Here is a 19910-nt window from a genome sequence, read left to right as displayed (position 1 = left end):
CGAGAAACACGAACATCATGACCATGACAAGCATGGACATCACGATGATGGCAAACACGAACATCACGACCATGATCACAGTGATGGGCACGGAACCTTCACCGTTGAGTACCATTTTCATTGTGATGACATAAACAAGCTGCAAACTATCTCGACAGATTGGTTTACATTGTTTGAACCAACTCAATCGATCAGTGTCAACTTACTCACAGATAAAGCACAATCCGCGACTAAGTTAACGCCAAAAAACAACACACTATCTTTCTAACCTGTTTTGTTAGGGGGTGATTCCCCCTAACAAACTTTCAATGATTGGAATTTGAGATGGACAGCACCCTGTCTGATGCCGTGACTCCGGTTGTCAACATTACGAACTTACGTTTCTCTTGGCCGAATGCCCGCCAAGCGACTTTAGATATCCCTGAATTCTCTATTTTAGAAGGTGAACACGTCTTCATTAAAGGTCCCAGTGGCTGCGGAAAATCGACACTTCTAGGATTGCTTACTGGTATCAACCAAGTTCAACAAGGCCGAGTGGATGTGCTAGGGACGGAGATTAGAGCGCTAAGCCCAAGCTTACGCGATAAATTCCGAGCAGATAATATCGGGTATATTTTTCAGCAATTTAACTTATTGCCTTATTTAAGCGTGATTGAAAATGTCACTTTACCCTGCCAATTTTCCTCTCGACGCAAGCAGCAACTACAACAATCGATGCAGCAAGAAGCGAAGGACCTATTGAGCCGTTTGCACTTGCCTCAAGATCTCCTCGACAAGCCAGTGATTGAACTCAGTATCGGCCAGCAACAGCGTGTGGCAGCAGCGCGCGCATTGATCGGTTCACCCAAACTGATTATCGCAGATGAACCGACCTCCGCACTCGATCACGACAACCGAACAGCCTTCATTGAGTTACTTCTGGAGCAAGCGAACCTAGCTAACTCAACTTTAGTATTTGTGAGTCACGATCCAACACTCGAAGCGCTCTTTGATCGGTCCATTAACCTAAAGCAACTAAATAAAGCAGGTGAAAGCCAATGACTGCGATAACTAGCCTAGCTTGGAAGAGCGTTCGAAACCGCAAAACGACCGCCATTCTAACTATTTTAACCGTCGCTATTTCCGTCATATTACTGATGGGTGTCGAGCGTATCCGAACTCAAGCTAAAAACAGCTTTGCCAATACCATATCGGGCACTGATTTAATCATTGGTGGCCGTTCAGGGCAGGTAAACTTACTGCTCTACTCTGTGTTCAGAATTGGGAATGCCACCAACAACATCGACTGGAAAAGCTATCAAGAGTTCAGTCAACATAATGCGGTTGATTGGGCTATTCCGATTTCCTTGGGTGATTCTCATCGTGGATTTAGAGTCATGGGAACCAATGAAAGCTACTTCCAACATTACAAATACGGAAGTAAGCAATCACTAACCTTTAGTAGCGGCCAGTCATTTAGTCAACTATTTGAAACAGTCGTAGGGTCGGATGTTGCTAAATCTCTTGGATATCAGGTCGGCAGTGAAATCATTATTGCCCATGGCATCGGAGATGTCGGGTTTGCAAGACACGACAACCTTCCCTTTACCGTCGTCGGTATTCTTGCACCCACAGGCACACCCGTAGATAAAACAGTCCACGTTTCGCTCGAAGCAATTGAAGCGATTCATGTTGGCTGGGAATCAGGTGCACATCTGGGGAATACGCCGTCAGCGGATCAGTTGAATCAACACCAATTTGAACCAAAACAAATTACCGCTATGATGGTGGGGCTAAAATCGAAAATTCAAACTTTTGCACTGCAACGCCAAATTAACACTTACACACAAGAGCCTCTTAGTGCCATCATGCCCGGTGTTGCACTTCATGAACTTTGGGGAATGATGTCTGTCGCAGAGCAAGCCCTTATGGCCGTTTCGGTATTTGTTGTTATTGCTGGTCTCCTTGGAATGCTCAGTAGCCTCTTGACCAGCTTGCAAGAGCGCAGAAGAGAAATGGCGATCCTCAGAGCAATGGGAGCGCAACCAAAGCATGTGTTTGCACTATTAATAAGTGAAGCGAGCGCGCTGACATTTTTAGGTATCTTAGTCGGCGTAGGCGGCTTATATTTAGCTTTGGCCGTTGGGCAACCTATCATTCAGCAACAATTTGGGATAACCATCACCATGGGGGCAATGACAACCTATGAATGGATTCTATTAGGGTTTGTTCAACTTGCTGGTATCATCATCGGCTTTATTCCAGCACTAAGAGCTTATCGACAATCGCTTAGTGATGGCATGACAATCAGAATTTAGGTAACACTATGAACAAAATTTTCTTATCGATAATGCTGTGTTTTTCGGTACTGCTACCCAATATCACCCTAGCGTCTGACGATGCAATGGTACTTGATTGGATTGATTTAGTGCCTGAAAGCGAGCGTAATCAATTTGATGCTGTAGGGATGCCGGCCTTAGATCACTCAGGTGATACAATGGCCCAATCTAAGGTAGGTTCGGTACGCCAAGAACTGAACAACAGTATCGTCAAAATACCGGGCTTTGTTATCCCACTCGAAGGGGATGCAAACAAAGTAACTGAATTTCTTTTGGTACCGTATTTTGGAGCATGTATTCACGTTCCACCACCGCCACCAAATCAAATCATTTACGTGAAATTCCCTGAAGGAGCACCCGTTCAACAACTATGGGATGTGATATATGTAATAGGGACGTTAAAAACAGAAACGCTCAGTCACGAACTTGCTGAAACCGCGTATTTAATAGAAGGGACAGCCATCGCTGAATACGATGATATGTAATTGTTAAATTAACCTAAAGCCTATCAATCCTCTATTTTATGATAAAAAGCTAGATAAATACGCTAGCACAGCCATATATAGCAGTAATAGCAAAGCGATTGATAGGTGCTTCTTAAATTTACTCTCTTTTACGTACTTCATAAACCCTCGCAACCAATGATAACAACTTTAACAAATTGTTATCATTTTGGGTAGTCTCAATTTTTAACGGCCATTCTTTGTTTTTCTAGAACTCCGATTCATAACACGTTACATTTTAATCAGTTGAAACTACTCAGTGGCATGAGGAAATATGCATGGCAAACGATAATAAGCCCGTCACTATCGAACACGAACCGACAGGCAGCAGCACAAAGCAACAAGAGAAAAAGTCGAGTTACATTAAAGACAGTGCAAGCTGCGTGCTGAATATTGCTCAAACCTACGGCTTAGATGCATTGCTGCAAGACGAGTCTGGCGAGCTATCTCCTCTTGACCGAGCATTAAAAAGAGAACGAAAACGTCAAGAACAACGTCAAAAAAATCTAGAGCAAATCTTAAAAGCGACGCATATGGCATGTCGTGATGAAACAGCAGGAAAGCCAGACAAAGATTGGCTATACCGCTATTTTGATATGGCACAAGAGATACACAACCCTTCAATGCAAAGGCTATGGGCTCAAGTTTTAAAAAGAGAAATTACCAACCCAGGCTCAACCTCAATGAAAGCCCTCAAAATATTACAAGACATGAGTCCGAAGGAAGCACAAGTTCTACAGAAGGCAGCGTCTCTAGCCTGCAGTTTCGGTGCAGACAACAGCAAGAAGCTATTGGTTGGCTATAAAGCACGTAATGGTATTTTTAGCTTGGGAAAACGAGATACGACAACTGCGGTCAACACCGGTAACTTCCAAGTCCCCTATTCAAGCCTTTTAGTGCTGATCGAGCTCGGTTTACTGCACGGTACTGAACTGGAATCTGGAGAAATCGAAGTAGATCCACCACTTCCACTCAGTTACCAAGGGAAGAACCACTCTCTCCAGCCTCAAGGGAAAGGAACTCGGCTGCTCTATTACCGCTTTACTCCTACGGGAAATGAACTGTGTAAGCTACTCGGAAACAAACCGAATACTCAGTACTACGACCAAGTGATCGCACTACTGAGTCAAAAATTTATCGTGCACTCAGATGTAAAAAGCACAATACATCACACCGTTTAGTCAGCTTGAATAATGCCTTGAACTTTCAGTACCACAAGGCATTGTTCGACTAACTCGTCAATCGTGTACTTACCCGCCAGTAAATCAATCTCAGGATTAACGGGCGCCTCATACACGGAGTCAATTCCCGTAAAATTAGCAATTTCACCCGCTCTCGCTTTCTTATAAAGCCCTTTAGGATCACGCTTCTCACACACATCTAAAGGTGCATTGACGAAGACTTCCAAAAACTCACCATTAGGCAGCATCTCACGGACTAACTGACGCTCTGAACGGTGTGGAGAAATGAAAGCAGACAATACAATAAGCCCAGCATCGGCCATCAATTTAGACAACTCACCAATGCGACGAATATTTTCTCGGCGATCTTTTTCTGAGAAACCCAGATCACTGCATAAACCGTGACGAACATTATCTCCATCAAGCAAATACGTGTGGTAGCCCATTTCTGCAAGCCTATTTTCAAGTGCGCCGGCAACCGTCGATTTCCCGGCACCAGACAAGCCAGTAAACCAAAGTACTGATGGCTTCTGTTGCTTTATCTTCGCTCGGTACGTTTTATCTATAACATGTTGGTGCCACACAACATTCTCATCTTTATTTTGCGTCATTGTATGGCCCTCATAGTTCGTTTCTTAGCACTCTTTCTCAAAATACAGTCCTTTAAATTAAAATGGAAAGAAAACAGGGATTAGGCTTAATACAAGCACTGAATACACAATCGAAATTGGGATCCCTATTTTAATATAATCGGTCAGCTTATAGTTGCCGACACTGTAAACCATAAGGTTCGTTTGGTACCCATAAGGGGAAATAAAACTCGCACTTGCACCAAACAATACCGCCATGATGAATGGCATAGGATCAACGTTGTATCCCAATGCCATGCTATAAGCGATGGGAAAAGCTAAGGCTGCTGCTGCATTGTTGGTCACTAACTCGGTTAAGATCAACGTCATCAAATACACCGCGACCAATGCCCCAAAAACGCCCCAACCATTAAAGGCTTCCATAAACATTTCACCCATCCTCATGGACAAACCGGAAGAGAGCATCAACTGAGCGATCGACAACGCGGATCCAACGATAACAACGATATCGACGGGAAAACGGCGGCGTAGTTCGTTGATTTTGACAATTCCACACGCCAGCATAACGAGTAAATAGACAAGCAGCCCTTTGATAATAGGCACGACTTCAGTCAAGGCTAGCCCAATAACCAAAGCAAAACCGAGTAGCACGATGCTGGATTTATTGGCATCAAGCTTGGCACTCGAATCCAAATCATTAATCAGCACAAATTCACGGCGATGAGCGCGGCGCTCCGTTTCAAAACGCTTTCCTGGGACCAACACCAAGGTGTCTCCAGCCGCTAAAACAATATTACCTAAGCCGCCCTCTAGACGCTCATGGCCTCTTCTGATAGCGACCACAACGGCATCAAATCGGTCTCTGAAGTGGCTCGATTTGAGTGTTTTGTTGCAAAAACTCGCCGATGAGCTCACGACAGCCTCTATAAAGCCCTGACCATTAAGATGATGTTGTCCGAACAGGGTTAAACCTTGAATTTCTTGCAGCGTTGCTACGCTTTCTATGTCACCACAAAACAGTAATCTGTCTTTGGCTTGAAGCACAAAGTCCGGCTCAACCGATGGGACACTTTTCCCATCACGAATCACCTCTGCGAGAAAGAGTTTTCTCAAAGCACGCAATTTATTTTCGCTAATACTTTTGTCCACCAGCGGAGAGCCGGGCTCAACGATGGCTTCTAAGAAATAAGGTAAGTCATCTTGTCCATGATCATCGTAATCCGGCAGAAGATAACTGAGTGGAATCAAAATAAGCACACCACCGACTAATACCGCGAGGCCAATTAATGTCGGGGTAAAAAAGGTTAAACTGGGTAAGCCTACATCTTCAACAAAACTGTTGATGATGAGGTTTGTTGAGGTGCCAATAAGAGTGAGAGTCCCCCCTAAAATCGCCGCATAAGAAAGCGGAATAAGGAGTTTTGAAGGCGCATGTCTCTGGTTGCGTTTTATCGCCCCAATTAACGATACAACCACGGCCGTATTATTGGTAAAGGAAGACAATAATGCCGTGGATATACCCAGTTTTGCCACTACTGTGCCCAAGCGACCTTCAGAAATATTTCGGCTAACCCAACTGATTAAACGCGTTTTTTCTAAAGCACACGAGGCTAAAATCAACAAAACTAATGTTAATAAGGATGAATTAGTGAAATTAGTCGCAATGGATTTCAGCTCAATAGATCCAACCATAAAAGCTAAAAACGACGCTCCAGCAAAAATGATACTTGGCTTAATCCGTGTGACAAGCAAGCACGTGATGATGCCAAGTAGCATCGCCATAACCAATCCTTGCTCCCACATAATTCATCCTTAAATATGATAGTGACTGCTCACTTCATACTGTTACTTTTCCAATTGTTACTTTAATTTCTGGGTTGAAATACTTAACTATGTACGTTTAACTAGGCACGGTTACTTTAGTAACTGACTCAGATCTTTTGCATCCCAATGAGGGAAATGCTTACGAACCAGTGCATTAAGCTCTATTTCAAACGCTGAAACATTGCTAACCGGCTGTTCAACCTGTGCCAAACTTTCTCGCACTAAACCTGCACCAACAGTAACGTTTGTCAGGCGATCGATAATGATAAAACCACCGGTGTCTGTACAAGCTTGATAGCTATCTAAAGCCACCGACTCGGTAAATGACCACTCACATGAGCCAATGCCATTCAAAGGAAGCTCAGCGGCTGAATGCGTCGAAAGGTTGTTGATATCATATTGGTAACGAATGGATTCCACTCGGCCCACCGTCTTTTTACCCGCAATCTTGATGTCGTACTCTCGACCGGGCTGTAGCGGTTGCTCTGTCATCCAAACCACATCAGCGGCAAGATGATTGGATGATTCCACTTCTGACTGTTCTAACACAATCAAATCACCACGGCTGATATCGATTTCATCTTCTAACGTTAAGGTCACAGCAAGACCTGCCTGTGCTTCCTCTAAATCACCATCAAAAGTAACGATTCGAGCCACTTTGGAGCGTTTTCCAGAAGGTAATGCTTTAATCTCATCACCAACTTTCACGATGCCAGATGAGATCGTACCGGCAAAGCCGCGGAAATCGAGATTCGGACGATTCACGTATTGAACAGGGAATCTAAATTCGCCTTCCGTCTTAGAGCGATCGACATCAACGGTCTCTAGAAGGTGAAGCAACGTTGGACCTTCAAACCACGTCATCTCTTGACTTGGAGACGCAACATTCTCGCCTTCTAATGCTGAAAGCGGAACAATCTGAATATCGGTTTCACCTTGTAGATTCTCAGCAAACGCTAAGTAATCATCACGAATGGTTTCAAACGTCTGTTGCGAATAATCGACCAAGTCCATTTTATTGACCGCAACAACAAAGTGCTTAATGCCAATTAAATTAGAAATGAATGAGTGACGACGTGTTTGGTCTAAAATACCTTTACGTGCATCGATCAAAATGATGGCAACATCACAAGTAGACGCACCTGTGGCCATGTTTCTTGTGTACTGCTCATGCCCTGGAGTATCGGCAATAATGAACTTACGTTTCTGCGTCGAGAAGTAACGATACGCCACATCGATAGTAATGCCTTGCTCTCGCTCAGCCTGTAAACCATCAACTAGAAGCGCTAAATCTGGCTTCTCACCGGTCGTACCAACACGTTGGCTGTCGTTATGAACCGCCGCTAACTGATCTTCATAAATCTGATGCGTGTCATGCAGCAAACGTCCAATTAAGGTGCTTTTACCATCATCTACTGAGCCACAAGTCAGGAATCTAAGTAATGATTTATGCTGATGTTGGTTTAGGTAACCTTCAATACCAAGCTCTTCTAACTGAGCTTCAATTACATTGTTCATAGTCTGTCCTTAGATCCTTAGAAATAACCTTGTCGCTTCTTCAATTCCATCGATCCTGATTGATCGTGGTCGATCGCACGCCCTTGGCGCTCACTTGAGGTCGCCACCAGCATTTCTTCTATAATGCCCGGCAATGTATTGGCTTCTGATTCAACCGCTCCGGTTAATGGGTAGCAGCCAAGAGTGCGGAAACGAACCGACTTCTCTTCAATGACTTCGCCTTCTTGCAGCTCCAAGCGATCATCATCAGCCATGATGAGCATGCCATCTCGTTCAACGACTGGACGCTTATCAGCAAGGTAAAGCGGTACAATTTCAATGTTTTCTAGATAGATGTATTGCCAGATATCAAGCTCTGTCCAGTTTGATAGTGGGAACACTCGGATACTTTCGCCCTTATTCACTTGGCCGTTATAGGTTTTCCAAAGCTCTGGACGTTGGTTCTTAGGATCCCAAGTGTGATTTTTATCTCTGAATGAATAGACACGCTCTTTCGCTCGTGATTTTTCTTCATCTCGACGTGCACCACCAAAAGCCGCATCAAAACCATACTTATTTAACGCTTGCTTTAAGCCTTGAGTTTTCATGATGTCGGTATGCTTTGAAGAGCCATGCTTAAACGGGCTACAACCCATTGCCAGACCCTCAGGATTCTTATGCACCAAAAGATCAAAACCATATTTCTCAGCGATACGATCTCTAAATTCGATCATTTCTCGAAACTTCCAATCCGTATCAACGTGAAGTAACGGGAAAGGAATCTTTCCTGGGTAAAAAGCTTTGCGTGCAAGGTGAAGCATTACTGAGGAGTCTTTACCAATCGAGTACATCATCACTGGATTATCAAACTCAGCAGCGACCTCTCGAATAATATGAATACTCTCAGCTTCAAGTTGCTTCAAGTGAGTTAAGCGTTGTTGATCCATGTCTATTTCCTTGTAAGCCTTTAGGCTTAATTTTGTCCCTAAATCTTTGGTCAAGATTATATTGAGTTGGCAATAGCACTATTGTTGATTTGAGCATTAGATAAGAACCAATCTAACTTTTGAGACAGGACATTCATCTCACTCTATAACAACAGCGCTTTAAACTTGTCACATCGTTAGACACGCTTCGTATCCATACGATGAATCCCTGAATACTCTATAGTCACCTAGCCATAATCTAGGCAAAAAAGAGCGGGGAAAGGAGGGCTTTAATCATCGCTATCGAGGCATTCCCTCTTAATGTTCATCCATTATGGCGATCTCTTTATATTACTTGAAATTCTAAAAGTGTCTTTTTTATAACCGAATAACATAACGGTTCTATAACAGTGATTTTTCAATTCACTATTAATCAGTCAGGCAATCTATATTTATGGGATCTTGTAGGCAGTTACAGCACTCTAGACATGGTTTCATCACACTTTAACCAAACGGTAACGCATTGTTACATTATGTTTTGTTACATTACTCGTAGTTATTCTTTATCCTCGTAATGGAGTAAACAATGAAAATTGCAGTGAAACCTATATCAATAGCAGTACTTGGTGGCATGCTAATGATGGCTGGCCCTGTCATGGCTGACACTATCAAGCTACGAATTATTGAAACAACCGATATACACACGAATGTGATGGATTATGATTACTACAAAGACAAACCATCACAAAAAATTGGCCTTGCTCGCGCAGCCACTCTTGTTAAGCAAGCCCAGCAAGAAGTCACAAATAGCGTGTTGGTTGATAATGGCGATCTGATTCAAGGCAGCCCTATGGGTGACTACATGGCGGCCAAAGGTATTACGGAAGGTGAAGTTCACCCTGTCTACAAGGCGATGAATCAACTCAATTATGATGTAGGTAACATTGGTAACCACGAATTCAACTACGGGTTAGAGTTTCTAGCCGAAACCATCAATGACGCAAACTTCCCTTATATCAGTGCCAATGTGTTTGATAAAAAAACCGATGAGCACTACTTCCAGCCCTATTTAATCAAAGCTCATAGCTTTACCGATACAGATGGGCAAACCCATGAGATCAAGGTAGGGTACATTGGCTTTGTACCGCCACAGATCATGGTTTGGGATAAGAAGAATCTTGAAGGTAAAGTCTTTGCCAAAGATATCAAGCAAATAGCTGAAGAACTTGTGCCTCAAATGAAGAAAGAAGGGGCGGATGTTATTGTTGCGATTCCTCACTCTGGTGTTTCTTCCGATCCTCATAAGCTAGGTGCAGAGAACTCGACTTATTACCTCTCAGAAGTGGACGGTATTGACGCCATTGCTTTTGGCCACTCTCATTCAGTCTTCCCTGGTAAAGGTTTTGATAATATTCAAGGGGTAGATAATGAAAAAGGCACCATTAATGGTGTGACTGCAGTTATGCCTGGCCGCTGGGGAAGCCATGTTGGCGTGATGGACTTAGTTCTTAAGCAACAAGACGGGAAATGGGCGGTTGTTGAAGGGCAATCACAGGCACGTCCTATCTTTGATAAAGCCAGTAAGGCATCACTAGCGGACGCCGATGCCGGCATTCTTGACGCGCTAAAAGACGATCACAAGGGAACTCGCGAATTTGTAAACCAGCCAATTGGTAAAGCAAATGATGTGATGTACAGTTTCTTGTCGCTGGTTCAAGATGATCCTACCGTGCAAATCGTCAACCTTGCGCAGAAAGATTATGTAGAGAGGTTTATCCAAGGTGATCCAGACCTAGATGGTATTGCGGTACTTTCAGCTGCGGCTCCATTCAAAGCAGGTGGACGTAAAAATGATCCAGCCAACTTTACTGAAGTTGAGTCGGGGCAGCTAACATTCCGTAATGCGGCTGATTTATACCTTTATCCGAACACACTGGTTGCACTTAAAGTCACTGGCCATGAAGTTAAAGAATGGCTAGAGTGCAGTGCAGGTCAATTCAAACACATTGATACCAATGTAACAGCACCACAATCGCTGATTGATTGGGATGGCTTCCGTACTTATAACTTTGATGTTATCGATGGGGTTAATTACCAAATCGACGTAACCCAGCCCGCCAAATATGATGGCAACTGTAAAGCGGTTAACCCTGATGCTTCACGTATCATTGGTTTAACGTATCAGGGTAAGCCTATCGATCTTAAACAAGAGTTTATTATTGCAACGAATAACTATCGTGCTTTTAGTAACAAATTCCCAGGCACTGGTTCTGACTACATCGCCTTTGAATCACCCGATGAAAACCGTACGGTTGTTGCCAACTATATTTCTCGCGTAAGCCAAGATAAGGGTGAAGTCACACCTAGTGCCGATAACAACTGGTCGTTTGCGCCAATTGTGACAGAGCAAGCTCTGGATATTCGCTTCGAGACCTCTCCAAGCGATAAAGCGGCACAATTTATTAAAGACAAAGGTCAATACCCAATGCAAAAAGTATCAACAGACGATGTTGGGTTTGCTGTCTATAAGATTAATCTACAAAAATAACGAACAGTTAGTTAGAGTAATAGGCCGCTACTCTGTCGTAGCGGCTTTTTTATGGGGCAAAAATGACGGAACGATTTATAACATATTTAACCGAGCAACAGTTCAGCTCTACCGATATTGATGCGCTTGTTCAATCTAGCTCACTGCTTGAACTACCGACTCGTCACATATTAGTCAATCAAGGTGAGCTTGCTGACGGGATCTATTTTGTCTTAGAAGGGATCTGTCACGCGAGCTACCTTACCGATAAAGGGAAAGAGTTCAGTAAAGAGTTTTATTGGGAGCAAGATTGGATGATAGGTTTTGAAAGTGTCATAAAAGCTCAGCCTTCACCCTACCTATTAGAAACACTGACTCCAACACTTCTCGTTCATCTTCCAATCGATGTCCTTCACCACTGGAGATCTGAAAAACATAGCGTCTACCTGACATTACTAGAAAGCCAGCTCATGTTTAAAGAAAGCAAAGAACGTTTTATGCTGCTGTTCACTCCTCGCGAACGCTACAAACTATTTTGCCAACACTATCCTGAACTTCTCACCCGTCTTAACGACTATCAGATCGCGGCTTATCTGGGTATTACAGCGATTAGCCTAAGTCGAATCAAGAATACTTCTCAGTAATTAACAATTGTTAATGCGTTGAAAAATAGTTCATTGGTATAGTTGCAAGATACTTTTCTTAATGAGCAATTATTGAATGAAACATATCGAGTGGCAGACGCTACCCTTTGATCAGCTATCGACATTTCAGCTTTATGAACTCCTAAAATTGAGAGTCAACGTATTTGTTGTTGAACAAAACTGCCCTTACCCAGAACTTGATGACAAAGATCATTTCGAAGATGTCCATCACTTACTGGGGTATTATGAAGGTAAGCTTGCCGCTTGTGCACGTTTGCTTCCACAGAAAACCAGCTATGACGACGTCAGCATTGGTCGTGTTGCCACATTGGATAGCGCTAGGGGGTTGGGACTGGGGCATCAACTCATTACACGAGCACTACTTGAATGTCAGTCACTCTGGCCAGATCAATCGATCACTATCGGCGCCCAACAACATTTGTCGGATTTCTATGGCTCGCATGGATTTACCTCTATATCGGACATGTACTTAGAAGATGGTATTCCACACATAGATATGAGACTGGAAAAATAATGTGCTGAAACTATCCGCCGTATCGTTGGGTATTGTTCTACTCGTAATAGGAAATTTAGCGGCCTCGCTCTCTGATGTCGCAGTCAAGCTCCTAGACGGAGGAATCTCTCCTTTCCAGTATATCTTCCTTAGACAACTATTCTCTATAGTGCTTTTAGTCCCATTTTGGCTACGCTTACCAAAACAACAAAAAGCACTCGATAATCCAGTTATCACCTTAGCTCGTGCCACATTAGTACTCATTGGTAGCGGATGTATGATGGTTGCTATCACCCATTTACCTTTAGCGACGGCTAATGCGATTTTTTATGCAGCACCACTACTGATGTTGCCACTGTCGTTGTGGTTATTAAAAGAAAAACCGAATATGAGCAAAGTGTTTGCAACCATGATTGGTTTTGCAGGGGTTTTGATCGTTCTGCGCCCATCTCAATTCCATTGGGCAGCGATTTTTGCTCTGGGAACCGCATTGACACTCGCACTATTCAATATTTTGGTTCGACTCATTCCCAAAGAACAACCGGTCATAACGACTCTGGTATGGACAACATTGTTTTCGTTACCCACCTCAGGGTTACTTGCTTGGGTATTTTGGGAACCTATTGAAATAGTCCAGCTAGGCTGGGTGGCATTAAGCGCATCCCTCATTCTTGTTTACAATGCATTCGCTGTCATGGCTTATAAGAAAACACACGCTTACCAAATTGCGATAGCAGAATATACTGGCTTACTGTTCGTCACCTTATTTGGGATATGGTGGTTTGCTGAAATTCCAGATTTGCTGACCTTACTGGGAATCGCTCTGATAGTCCTACCAATACTGCCAGTCAAGAAACTGTTGAAGGCGTCATCACTACTTGCTTCGGCCAAAACCTCCGTCGGAGAGTCGGAAAAACATCACTGAATCTTTGCTTTTTGAAAGCTGTAGTATGTCCAACCTGCCATCTTCTGATAGTTTGAATCTGACCAATTGCCCCTGCTTAATCCGGCTCAACGGCTTATCGCCGCCTTCAATTTCAACCAGCGCATTCAAATCGGCCATGGGTAATTCGTTAATCCGAAACACTTTCGCTAATGTGTCGCCAGTCTTTACCGTATATTCATTCCAAACGTCAGAATCAGGTGAAATACTTTTTTGACTTGATTGCTCACTTAGCCCTTGTGTATTGATAGCAATTTCTACACGCTCGTTCGTCGGTGTTTGAACGGTTTCTTTGATGGTAACGCTTGGTAAAAGTAACAGAATAATCAACCCTGGAATGAGTACCATCAATGCACGCTGATGAAGCTTGGGAAGTTGCAACCACAGAGTTCGTAGCGTTTGTTCGTACCGATGCCACTCAATGCCTTTCAATTGAGCCAGGACAAGCCCCAAATAATTCGTACTTTGTGGCTTCTTTTTACGACGATTCATTACTATCCGCCTCCGAAATATCATTACTAGAGTATAAAAACCAAGAAACAACGAGTATATCTCATTTCTATACAGAACGTCATTGAGTGGTAAAATCTCATCGTTATTGTGCCGATGTAAGATAAAGCTCACATTGTGATAGCTCAGAAGTAGCAATTCTTCTCAGCCGTTTAAACCTGTATCGTTAACTGGTATCCTTTACCGCTTAAATTTATTTAACTAAGAGTGACATTCATGTCTGAAGTAAAATTCGAAACTGTTGAGCAAAAAGCAAGCTACGGAATTGGCCTACAAATGGGTCAACAACTCGCTGGTAGTGGTCTTGAAGGCCTAAACGTTGACGCTATCGCGGCTGGTATCGCAACGGCTCTCACTGGTGACATGCCAGCAATTGAAATTGATGAAATTAACAATGCACTACAAGAGTTACACACTCGTGCTGAAGCGACTCGTGCTGAAGCGGCAAAAGCAGCATCTGCAGACAGTGAAGTTTTCCTAGCAGACAACGCTCTACGCCCAGAAGTGACGGTTCTTGAGTCTGGCCTACAATACGAAGTAATGACTGAAGGTACAGGTGAAATCCCGACGTCAGACAAGCAAGTACGCGTTCATTACCACGGTGAGCTAACTGACGGTACTGTATTTGATAGCTCTGTATCTCGCGGTGAACCTGCAGAGTTCCCAGTGACCGGTGTAATTAAAGGTTGGGTTGAAGCTCTTCAACTAATGCCTGTCGGTTCTAAGTGGAAACTATACATCCCACAAGATCTTGCATACGGTGAGCGTGGCGCTGGCGCTGCAATTCCACCATTTGCTGCGCTAGTATTTGAAGTTGAACTTCTAGCGATTCTGTAAGTGCAGTGACGATTCATCGCTATTTGGCGATTGAGACTAAAAAGGATTAGCGTAATGCTAATCCTTTTTTTATGTCGATCTTTAAATATCTAAACCTTGTTGGATAACGGAGAATATTCAAGATACAAAAAAGCCGAGCTTTCGCTCGGCTTTTATAAGTTCAAACGAACTATTACTCAGCTGCTTCTTCTGCTACTGGGCGATCTACAAGCTCAATGAATGCCATTGGAGCTTTATCACCAGTACGGAAACCAGCTTTTAGGATACGAGTGTAACCGCCTTGGCGGGTAGCAAAACGTGGACCTAGTTCGTTAAACAGTTTTGCCACAACTTCGTTATCACGAGTGCGAGCAAATGCTAAACGACGGTTAGCAACGCTATCCGTTTTAGCTAGCGTAATCAAAGGCTCAACGACGCGGCGAAGCTCTTTTGCTTTTGGCAAAGTAGTCTTGATAACTTCATGACTAACTAGAGAGCATGCCATATTGCTAAACATCGCTTTACGATGTGAGCTGTTGCGGTTGAGTTGACGACCACTCTTACGATGGCGCATGACCTAATCCTTCTAACTAATATCGATTAATCTTCAGCGATAGACGCTGGCGGCCAATTTTCTAGGCGCATGCCCAGAGAAAGACCACGTGATGCAAGTACGTCTTTAATCTCTGTAAGAGATTTCTTACCAAGGTTTGGCGTTTTAAGTAGCTCAACCTCAGTACGCTGTACAAGATCACCGATGTAGTGAATCGCTTCTGCTTTCAAACAATTGGCAGAGCGAACTGTTAGTTCAAGATCGTCTACAGGACGCAGTAGGATAGGATCGAATTCTGGCTTCTCTTCCTTCTCCTCAGGAACACGTACATCACGAAGATCTACGAATGCATCCAGTTGTTCAGCTAAAATAGTAGCTGCACGACGGATAGCTTCCTCAGGTTCTAGAGTACCGTTCGTTTCCATATCGATAACAAGCTTGTCTAAATCGGTACGTTGTTCAACACGTGCCGCTTCAACAGAGTAGGCAATTTTGTCTACTGGGCTGTATGTAGCGTCAACGAGCAAACGACCAATAGGACGCTCATCTTCTTCGGTATGAATGCGAGCGGAAGCTGGAACGTAACCACGACCACGTTCAACTTTGATACGCATAGCGATCTCAGCGTTGTCATCCGTTAGGTGACAAATAACGTGTTCAGGATTTACGACCTCTACATCACCATCATGGGTGATGTCACCTGCAACCACAGGGCCTGAGCCTGATTTGTTCAGTGTTATAAACACTTCATCTTTGCCTTCGGCAACGCGAACAGCTAAACCTTTTAGGTTAAGAAGAATCTCAAGGATATCTTCTTGTACACCTTCTTTGGTGCTGTATTCGTGTAATACGCCTTCAATCTCAACTTCTGTTACAGCACAACCTGGCATAGAAGATAGAAGAATGCGGCGAAGAGCATTACCTAGAGTATGACCGAAACCACGCTCTAACGGCTCAAGAGTTACTTTTGCGTGTGTCGTGTTGATCTGTTCGATGTCAACAAGACGTGGCTTAAGAAATTCTGTTACAGAACCCTGCATTGTGTCCTCTCTTTAGTTTAAACCTTACTTAGAGTAAAGCTCGACGATCAATTGTTCGTTGATGTCAGCTGATAGGTCAGAACGCTCAGGCATACGCTTGAATGTACCTTCCATTTGGCCAGCATCTACTTCAATCCAAGTTGGTTTCTCACGTTGTCCTGCAACTTCTAGTGCAGCTGTTACACGAGCTTGCTTTTTAGCTTTCTCGCGAATAGAAACAACGTCGTTAGCCGAAACTTTGAATGAAGGAACGTTTACAACGTTACCGTTAACTAAGATAGCTTTGTGGCTAACTAGTTGACGAGATTCAGCACGAGTAGCGCCAAAGCCCATACGGTAAACTACGTTGTCAAGACGACCTTCTAGAAGCTGAAGTAGGTTTGCACCTGTATTGCCTTTAAGGCGAGCAGCTTCTTTGTAGTAGTTACGGAATTGTTTTTCTAGAACGCCGTAGATACGACGAACTTTTTGCTTCTCACGAAGCTGAACGCCATACTCAGATAGACGACCGCGACGAGCGCCGTGTACACCTGGTGCGTTATCAATTTTACACTTGGTATCGATCGCACGTACACCAGACTTAAGGAATAAGTCTGTGCCTTCGCGACGGCTAAGCTTAAGCTTAGGGCCCAAATATCTTGCCATGATTCTTCTCCAATATTCCTAAAAACGAAACTTAAACGCGACGTTTCTTAGGTGGACGACAACCGTTATGAGGGATTGGTGTAGCATCAACAATGTTTGTGATGCGGTAACCAGCAGCGTTCAGTGCGCGAACAGTAGATTCACGACCTGGACCTGGACCCTTAACCATAACTTCCAAGTTCTTAAGACCGTATTCTTTAGCCATTTCAGCACAACGCTCAGCAGCAACTTGTGCAGCGAACGGAGTAGATTTACGAGAACCACGGAAACCAGAACCACCAGCAGTAGCCCAAGCAAGAGCGTTGCCTTGGCGATCTGTGATAGTTACGATTGTATTATTAAAAGAAGCATGAATGTGCGCTACGCCATCAGCTACTTGCTTGCGTACGCGCTTACGCGCGCGAGTTGGTTGTTTTGCCATTGTACTCTACCTTATCCGACTATTTCTTGATCGGCTTGCGCGGACCCTTACGGGTGCGAGCGTTGGTTTTAGTACGCTGTCCACGTAGTGGTAGACTGCGACGATGACGAAGACCGCGGTAACAGCCAAGGTCCATAAGACGCTTGATGTTCATCGATACTTCACGACGTAGATCACCTTCTACAGTGTATTTAGCCACACCATCACGCAGTTGATCGATCTGTTCTTCAGTTAGTTCACTGATCTTAACATCTTCAGCAATACCTACTTCAGCTAGAATAGCTTGAGAGCGAGTTTTGCCAATGCCGTAAATTGCTGTTAAAGCAATTACAGCGTGTTTCTGATCAGGAATGTTAATGCCAGCTATACGGGCCACTATTCACTCCTAGTACTTTGATAAAGAATTATCCGCAGCAGAGCCCGTGAGGATACGCTGCGGCATACTACTTCTTTTGCACGCAAAAGGTAGGCCGAGGAATATACTCGACACTACCTAGTTTTACAAGTAAAAAATTCTGCTAATTAGCCTTGGCGTTGTTTATGCTTTGGCTCACTGCAAATCACGCGAACGACACCGTTACGCTTGATAACTTTACAGTTACGGCAGATTTTTTTAACGGAAGCACGAACTTTCATTGCTAAACTCCGTAAATGAAATCTGAATTAACGGCCGTAGCCTTTCAGATTTGCTTTTTTCAACACAGAATCATACTGTTGTGACATCAGATGAGTCTGTACCTGTGCCATAAAGTCCATGATTACTACCACTACGATAAGTAGTGATGTGCCGCCAAAATAGAAACGTACGTTCCATGCGACCATCATAAACTCAGGAATCAGACAAATAAAGGTAATATATAGAGCACCCGCAAGGGTAAGTCTAGTCATCACTTTATCGATGTATTTCGCTGTCTGCTCACCTGGGCGGATACCGGGTACGAATGCACCAGACTTCTTCAAATTATCTGCTGTTTCACGCGGATTGAAAACCAATGCCGTGTAAAAGAAGCAGAAGAAAATGATTGCTGCTGCATAAAGCATTACATACAAGGGTTGACCTGGGCTAAGAGCCAAAGACACATCAGTTAACCAACCGAATGCGCTGCTCTCGCCATTTTGACCAAACCACTGTGCTAATGTTCCTGGGAACAAAATGATGCTTGATGCAAAAATCGCTGGTATTACACCTGCCATATTAATTTTAAGTGGCAAATGAGAACTTTGCGCTGCAAAAACTTTACGACCTTGTTGACGCTTCGCATAGTTAACGACGATACGACGTTGACCACGCTCCATGAAAACGACGAAGTAAATAACAGCAAAAGATAATACTGCAATTAACAATAGAAGAAGTACGTGCAATTCACCTTGACGCGCTTGCTCAATTGTTTGTCCGATTGCCGAAGGCAACCCAGCAACAATACCTGCAAAAATGAGTATCGAAATACCATTACCAATTCCACGCTCTGTAATCTGTTCACCTAACCACATTAAAAACATGGTGCCGGTTACTAAACTTACGGTAGCAATTAGCGTAAACATGGTTTGGTTGATAACAACCAGATTATCGACCATGTTTGGTAGGCCAGTTGCAATACCTATGCCTTGGAATGTTGCAAGTACAAGCGTGCCATAACGCGTATATTGGCTTATCTTACGACGGCCTGCTTCACCCTCTTTCTTGAGTTCGGCTAACGCTGGATGAACTACAGTTAGCAATTGGACAACAATAGATGCTGAAATATACGGCATAATGCCCAATGCTAATATAGATGCACGCTCAAGAGCACCACCGGAGAACATGTTAAACATTTCAACGATGGTACCTTTTTGCTGATCGAACAAATCGGCAAGTACAGCTGCGTCAATACCAGGAATCGGCACAAAAGAGCCGGCTCGGAATACTAAAAGTGCACCAATTACGAATAATAAGCGCGACTTCAGTTCACTTAAGCCGCTCTGAGCACTACGAAAATCTTGTCCTGGTTTCTTAGCCATCTGTACCTCGTTCCTCGAGATTATTCCTCGATTTTACCGCCTGCAGCTTCGATTGCAGCTTTAGCGCCTTTAGTCACGCGTAGACCTTTAACAGTTACCGCTTTACCAATTTCACCAGAAAGAACGATTTTTGCAAATTCGATGTTCTTAGTGATGATGTTAGCAGCTTTAAGGCTGTTAAGATCAACAACGTCACCCGTTACTTTCGCTAGCTCAGCTAGACGAACTTCAGCAGACACTAGGCTCTTACGAGAAGTGAAACCGAATTTAGGTAAACGCTGTTTCAAAGGCATTTGACCGCCTTCAAAGCCTGGACGAACAGAGCCGCCAGAACGTGACTTTTGACCTTTGTGACCGCGGCCACCTGTTTTACCAAGGCCAGAACCGATACCACGACCTACACGCTTCTTAGAAGGTTTAGAGCCAGCAGCCGGTGATAGAGTATTCAAACGCATTCTGA

23 protein-coding genes are annotated in these 19910 nt (G+C 43.7%); 10 read left to right on the top strand and 13 right to left on the bottom strand.

All coding sequences use genetic code 11. The features are described 5' to 3' along the window. The 5 genes from A1QO_RS02620 to A1QO_RS02600 form a co-directional block, all read left to right on the top strand. Positions 1 to 268: ZrgA family zinc uptake protein (locus A1QO_RS02620; protein ID WP_017041540.1), on the top strand; the 268-nt coding region annotated here is incomplete at its 5' end. 56 nt (positions 269 to 324) lie between these two features. Beyond that, on the top strand, positions 325 to 1041 hold the full coding sequence (locus tag A1QO_RS02615) for an ABC transporter ATP-binding protein (RefSeq protein ID WP_017036047.1): 717 nt from the start codon (positions 325 to 327) through the stop codon (positions 1039 to 1041). After that, the gene (locus A1QO_RS02610; protein WP_017038815.1) at positions 1038 to 2297 is read left to right on the top strand and encodes an ABC transporter permease; all 1260 of its coding nucleotides are present in this window, start codon (positions 1038 to 1040) and stop codon (positions 2295 to 2297) included. Before A1QO_RS02615 ends, A1QO_RS02610 begins: the two co-directional genes overlap by 4 nt. Before the next feature lie 32 nt (positions 2298 to 2329). Next, positions 2330 to 2803 carry a DUF3299 domain-containing protein gene (locus A1QO_RS02605; protein ID WP_426510779.1) on the top strand — a complete coding sequence of 158 codons (474 nt, stop codon included), beginning with the start codon at positions 2330 to 2332 and terminating at the stop codon, positions 2801 to 2803. A gap of 296 nt (positions 2804 to 3099) precedes the next feature. Further along, a complete protein-coding gene (locus tag A1QO_RS02600) occupies positions 3100 to 4002 on the top strand; it encodes a TIGR03899 family protein (RefSeq protein ID WP_017036050.1) in 903 nt (300 codons plus the stop codon). Here the strand turns inward: A1QO_RS02600 and cysC are convergent. The 4 genes from cysC to cysD form a co-directional block, all read right to left on the bottom strand. Then, positions 3999 to 4613 carry an adenylyl-sulfate kinase gene (cysC, locus tag A1QO_RS02595; RefSeq protein WP_017039275.1) on the bottom strand — a complete coding sequence of 205 codons (615 nt, stop codon included), beginning with the start codon at positions 4611 to 4613 and terminating at the stop codon, positions 3999 to 4001. The two genes, A1QO_RS02600 and cysC, sit on opposite strands and share 4 nt — an antisense overlap. Before the next feature lie 57 nt (positions 4614 to 4670). Beyond that, a complete protein-coding gene (locus A1QO_RS02590) occupies positions 4671 to 6395 on the bottom strand; it encodes an SLC13 family permease (RefSeq protein ID WP_017038812.1) in 1725 nt (574 codons plus the stop codon). 111 nt (positions 6396 to 6506) lie between these two features. After that, a complete protein-coding gene (gene cysN, locus A1QO_RS02585) occupies positions 6507 to 7934 on the bottom strand; it encodes a sulfate adenylyltransferase subunit CysN (RefSeq protein ID WP_017036053.1) in 1428 nt (475 codons plus the stop codon). A 17-nt stretch (positions 7935 to 7951) separates the two neighbouring features. Beyond that, positions 7952 to 8860, bottom strand: coding sequence for a sulfate adenylyltransferase subunit CysD (gene cysD / locus A1QO_RS02580; RefSeq protein WP_017036054.1), 909 nt, complete (start codon positions 8858 to 8860; stop codon positions 7952 to 7954). 565 nt (positions 8861 to 9425) lie between these two features. On the opposite strand from cysD, the gene A1QO_RS02575 reads away from it, so the two are divergent. The 4 genes from A1QO_RS02575 to A1QO_RS02560 all read left to right on the top strand — a co-directional run bounded on the left by A1QO_RS02575 (position 9426) and on the right by A1QO_RS02560 (position 13449). Beyond that, on the top strand, positions 9426 to 11387 hold the full coding sequence (locus A1QO_RS02575) for a bifunctional 2',3'-cyclic-nucleotide 2'-phosphodiesterase/3'-nucleotidase (RefSeq protein ID WP_017036055.1): 1962 nt from the start codon (positions 9426 to 9428) through the stop codon (positions 11385 to 11387). 62 nt (positions 11388 to 11449) lie between these two features. Beyond that, positions 11450 to 12010 carry a Crp/Fnr family transcriptional regulator gene (locus A1QO_RS02570; RefSeq protein WP_017038810.1) on the top strand — a complete coding sequence of 187 codons (561 nt, stop codon included), beginning with the start codon at positions 11450 to 11452 and terminating at the stop codon, positions 12008 to 12010. Between the two features lie 76 nt (positions 12011 to 12086). Beyond that, positions 12087 to 12545: a GNAT family N-acetyltransferase gene (locus A1QO_RS02565; protein ID WP_017036057.1), complete on the top strand. Its 459-nt coding sequence runs from the start codon at positions 12087 to 12089 to the stop codon at positions 12543 to 12545. A 1-nt stretch (position 12546) separates the two neighbouring features. Further along, a complete protein-coding gene (locus tag A1QO_RS02560) occupies positions 12547 to 13449 on the top strand; it encodes a DMT family transporter (protein WP_017038808.1) in 903 nt (300 codons plus the stop codon). Here A1QO_RS02560 and A1QO_RS02555 read toward each other — a convergent pair. Further along, positions 13399 to 13959, bottom strand: coding sequence for a LysM-like peptidoglycan-binding domain-containing protein (locus tag A1QO_RS02555; protein WP_017036059.1), 561 nt, complete (start codon positions 13957 to 13959; stop codon positions 13399 to 13401). The genes A1QO_RS02560 and A1QO_RS02555 overlap by 51 nt on opposite strands. 234 nt (positions 13960 to 14193) lie before the next feature. Here A1QO_RS02555 and A1QO_RS02550 point away from each other — a divergent pair, with 234 nt between their 5' ends. Next, positions 14194 to 14814: an FKBP-type peptidyl-prolyl cis-trans isomerase gene (locus A1QO_RS02550; protein WP_017036060.1), complete on the top strand. Its 621-nt coding sequence runs from the start codon at positions 14194 to 14196 to the stop codon at positions 14812 to 14814. A 172-nt stretch (positions 14815 to 14986) separates the two neighbouring features. Here the strand turns inward: A1QO_RS02550 and rplQ are convergent, their stop codons facing one another. From rplQ to rplO, 8 genes are all read right to left on the bottom strand, one after another. Beyond that, positions 14987 to 15367 (bottom strand): 50S ribosomal protein L17, encoded by a 381-nt coding sequence (rplQ, locus tag A1QO_RS02545; protein WP_017036061.1) that lies wholly within the window; start codon positions 15365 to 15367, stop codon positions 14987 to 14989. A gap of 26 nt (positions 15368 to 15393) precedes the next feature. Then, positions 15394 to 16386, bottom strand: a complete 993-nt coding sequence (locus tag A1QO_RS02540; RefSeq protein WP_017036062.1) for a DNA-directed RNA polymerase subunit alpha — start codon at positions 16384 to 16386, stop codon at positions 15394 to 15396. A gap of 24 nt (positions 16387 to 16410) precedes the next feature. Further along, complete coding sequence (rpsD, locus tag A1QO_RS02535; RefSeq protein WP_017036063.1) at positions 16411 to 17031, bottom strand: 30S ribosomal protein S4; 621 nt, start codon at positions 17029 to 17031, stop codon at positions 16411 to 16413. A gap of 31 nt (positions 17032 to 17062) precedes the next feature. Then, positions 17063 to 17452 (bottom strand): 30S ribosomal protein S11, encoded by a 390-nt coding sequence (gene rpsK, locus A1QO_RS02530; protein WP_005597095.1) that lies wholly within the window; start codon positions 17450 to 17452, stop codon positions 17063 to 17065. Positions 17453 to 17471: 19 nt separating this feature from the next. Then, positions 17472 to 17828, bottom strand: a complete 357-nt coding sequence (gene rpsM / locus A1QO_RS02525; protein WP_005450559.1) for a 30S ribosomal protein S13 — start codon at positions 17826 to 17828, stop codon at positions 17472 to 17474. A gap of 146 nt (positions 17829 to 17974) precedes the next feature. Then, the gene (gene rpmJ, locus A1QO_RS02520) at positions 17975 to 18088 is read right to left on the bottom strand and encodes a 50S ribosomal protein L36 (RefSeq protein WP_000868186.1); all 114 of its coding nucleotides are present in this window, start codon (positions 18086 to 18088) and stop codon (positions 17975 to 17977) included. 27 nt (positions 18089 to 18115) lie between these two features. Next, entirely contained in the window at positions 18116 to 19450 is a 1335-nt protein-coding gene (gene secY / locus A1QO_RS02515; RefSeq protein WP_017036064.1) for a preprotein translocase subunit SecY, read from the bottom strand. 20 nt (positions 19451 to 19470) lie between these two features. Next, a complete protein-coding gene (gene rplO, locus A1QO_RS02510; protein ID WP_017036065.1) occupies positions 19471 to 19905 on the bottom strand; it encodes a 50S ribosomal protein L15 in 435 nt (144 codons plus the stop codon). Between the last annotated feature and the right edge of the window lie 5 nt (positions 19906 to 19910).

Source organism: Vibrio genomosp. F10 str. ZF-129, from assembly GCF_000287055.2.
Classification (GTDB): domain Bacteria; phylum Pseudomonadota; class Gammaproteobacteria; order Enterobacterales; family Vibrionaceae; genus Vibrio.
The sequence above is the reverse complement of the archived record's forward strand: the minus strand, read 5'-3'. Positions and strand labels throughout refer to the sequence as shown.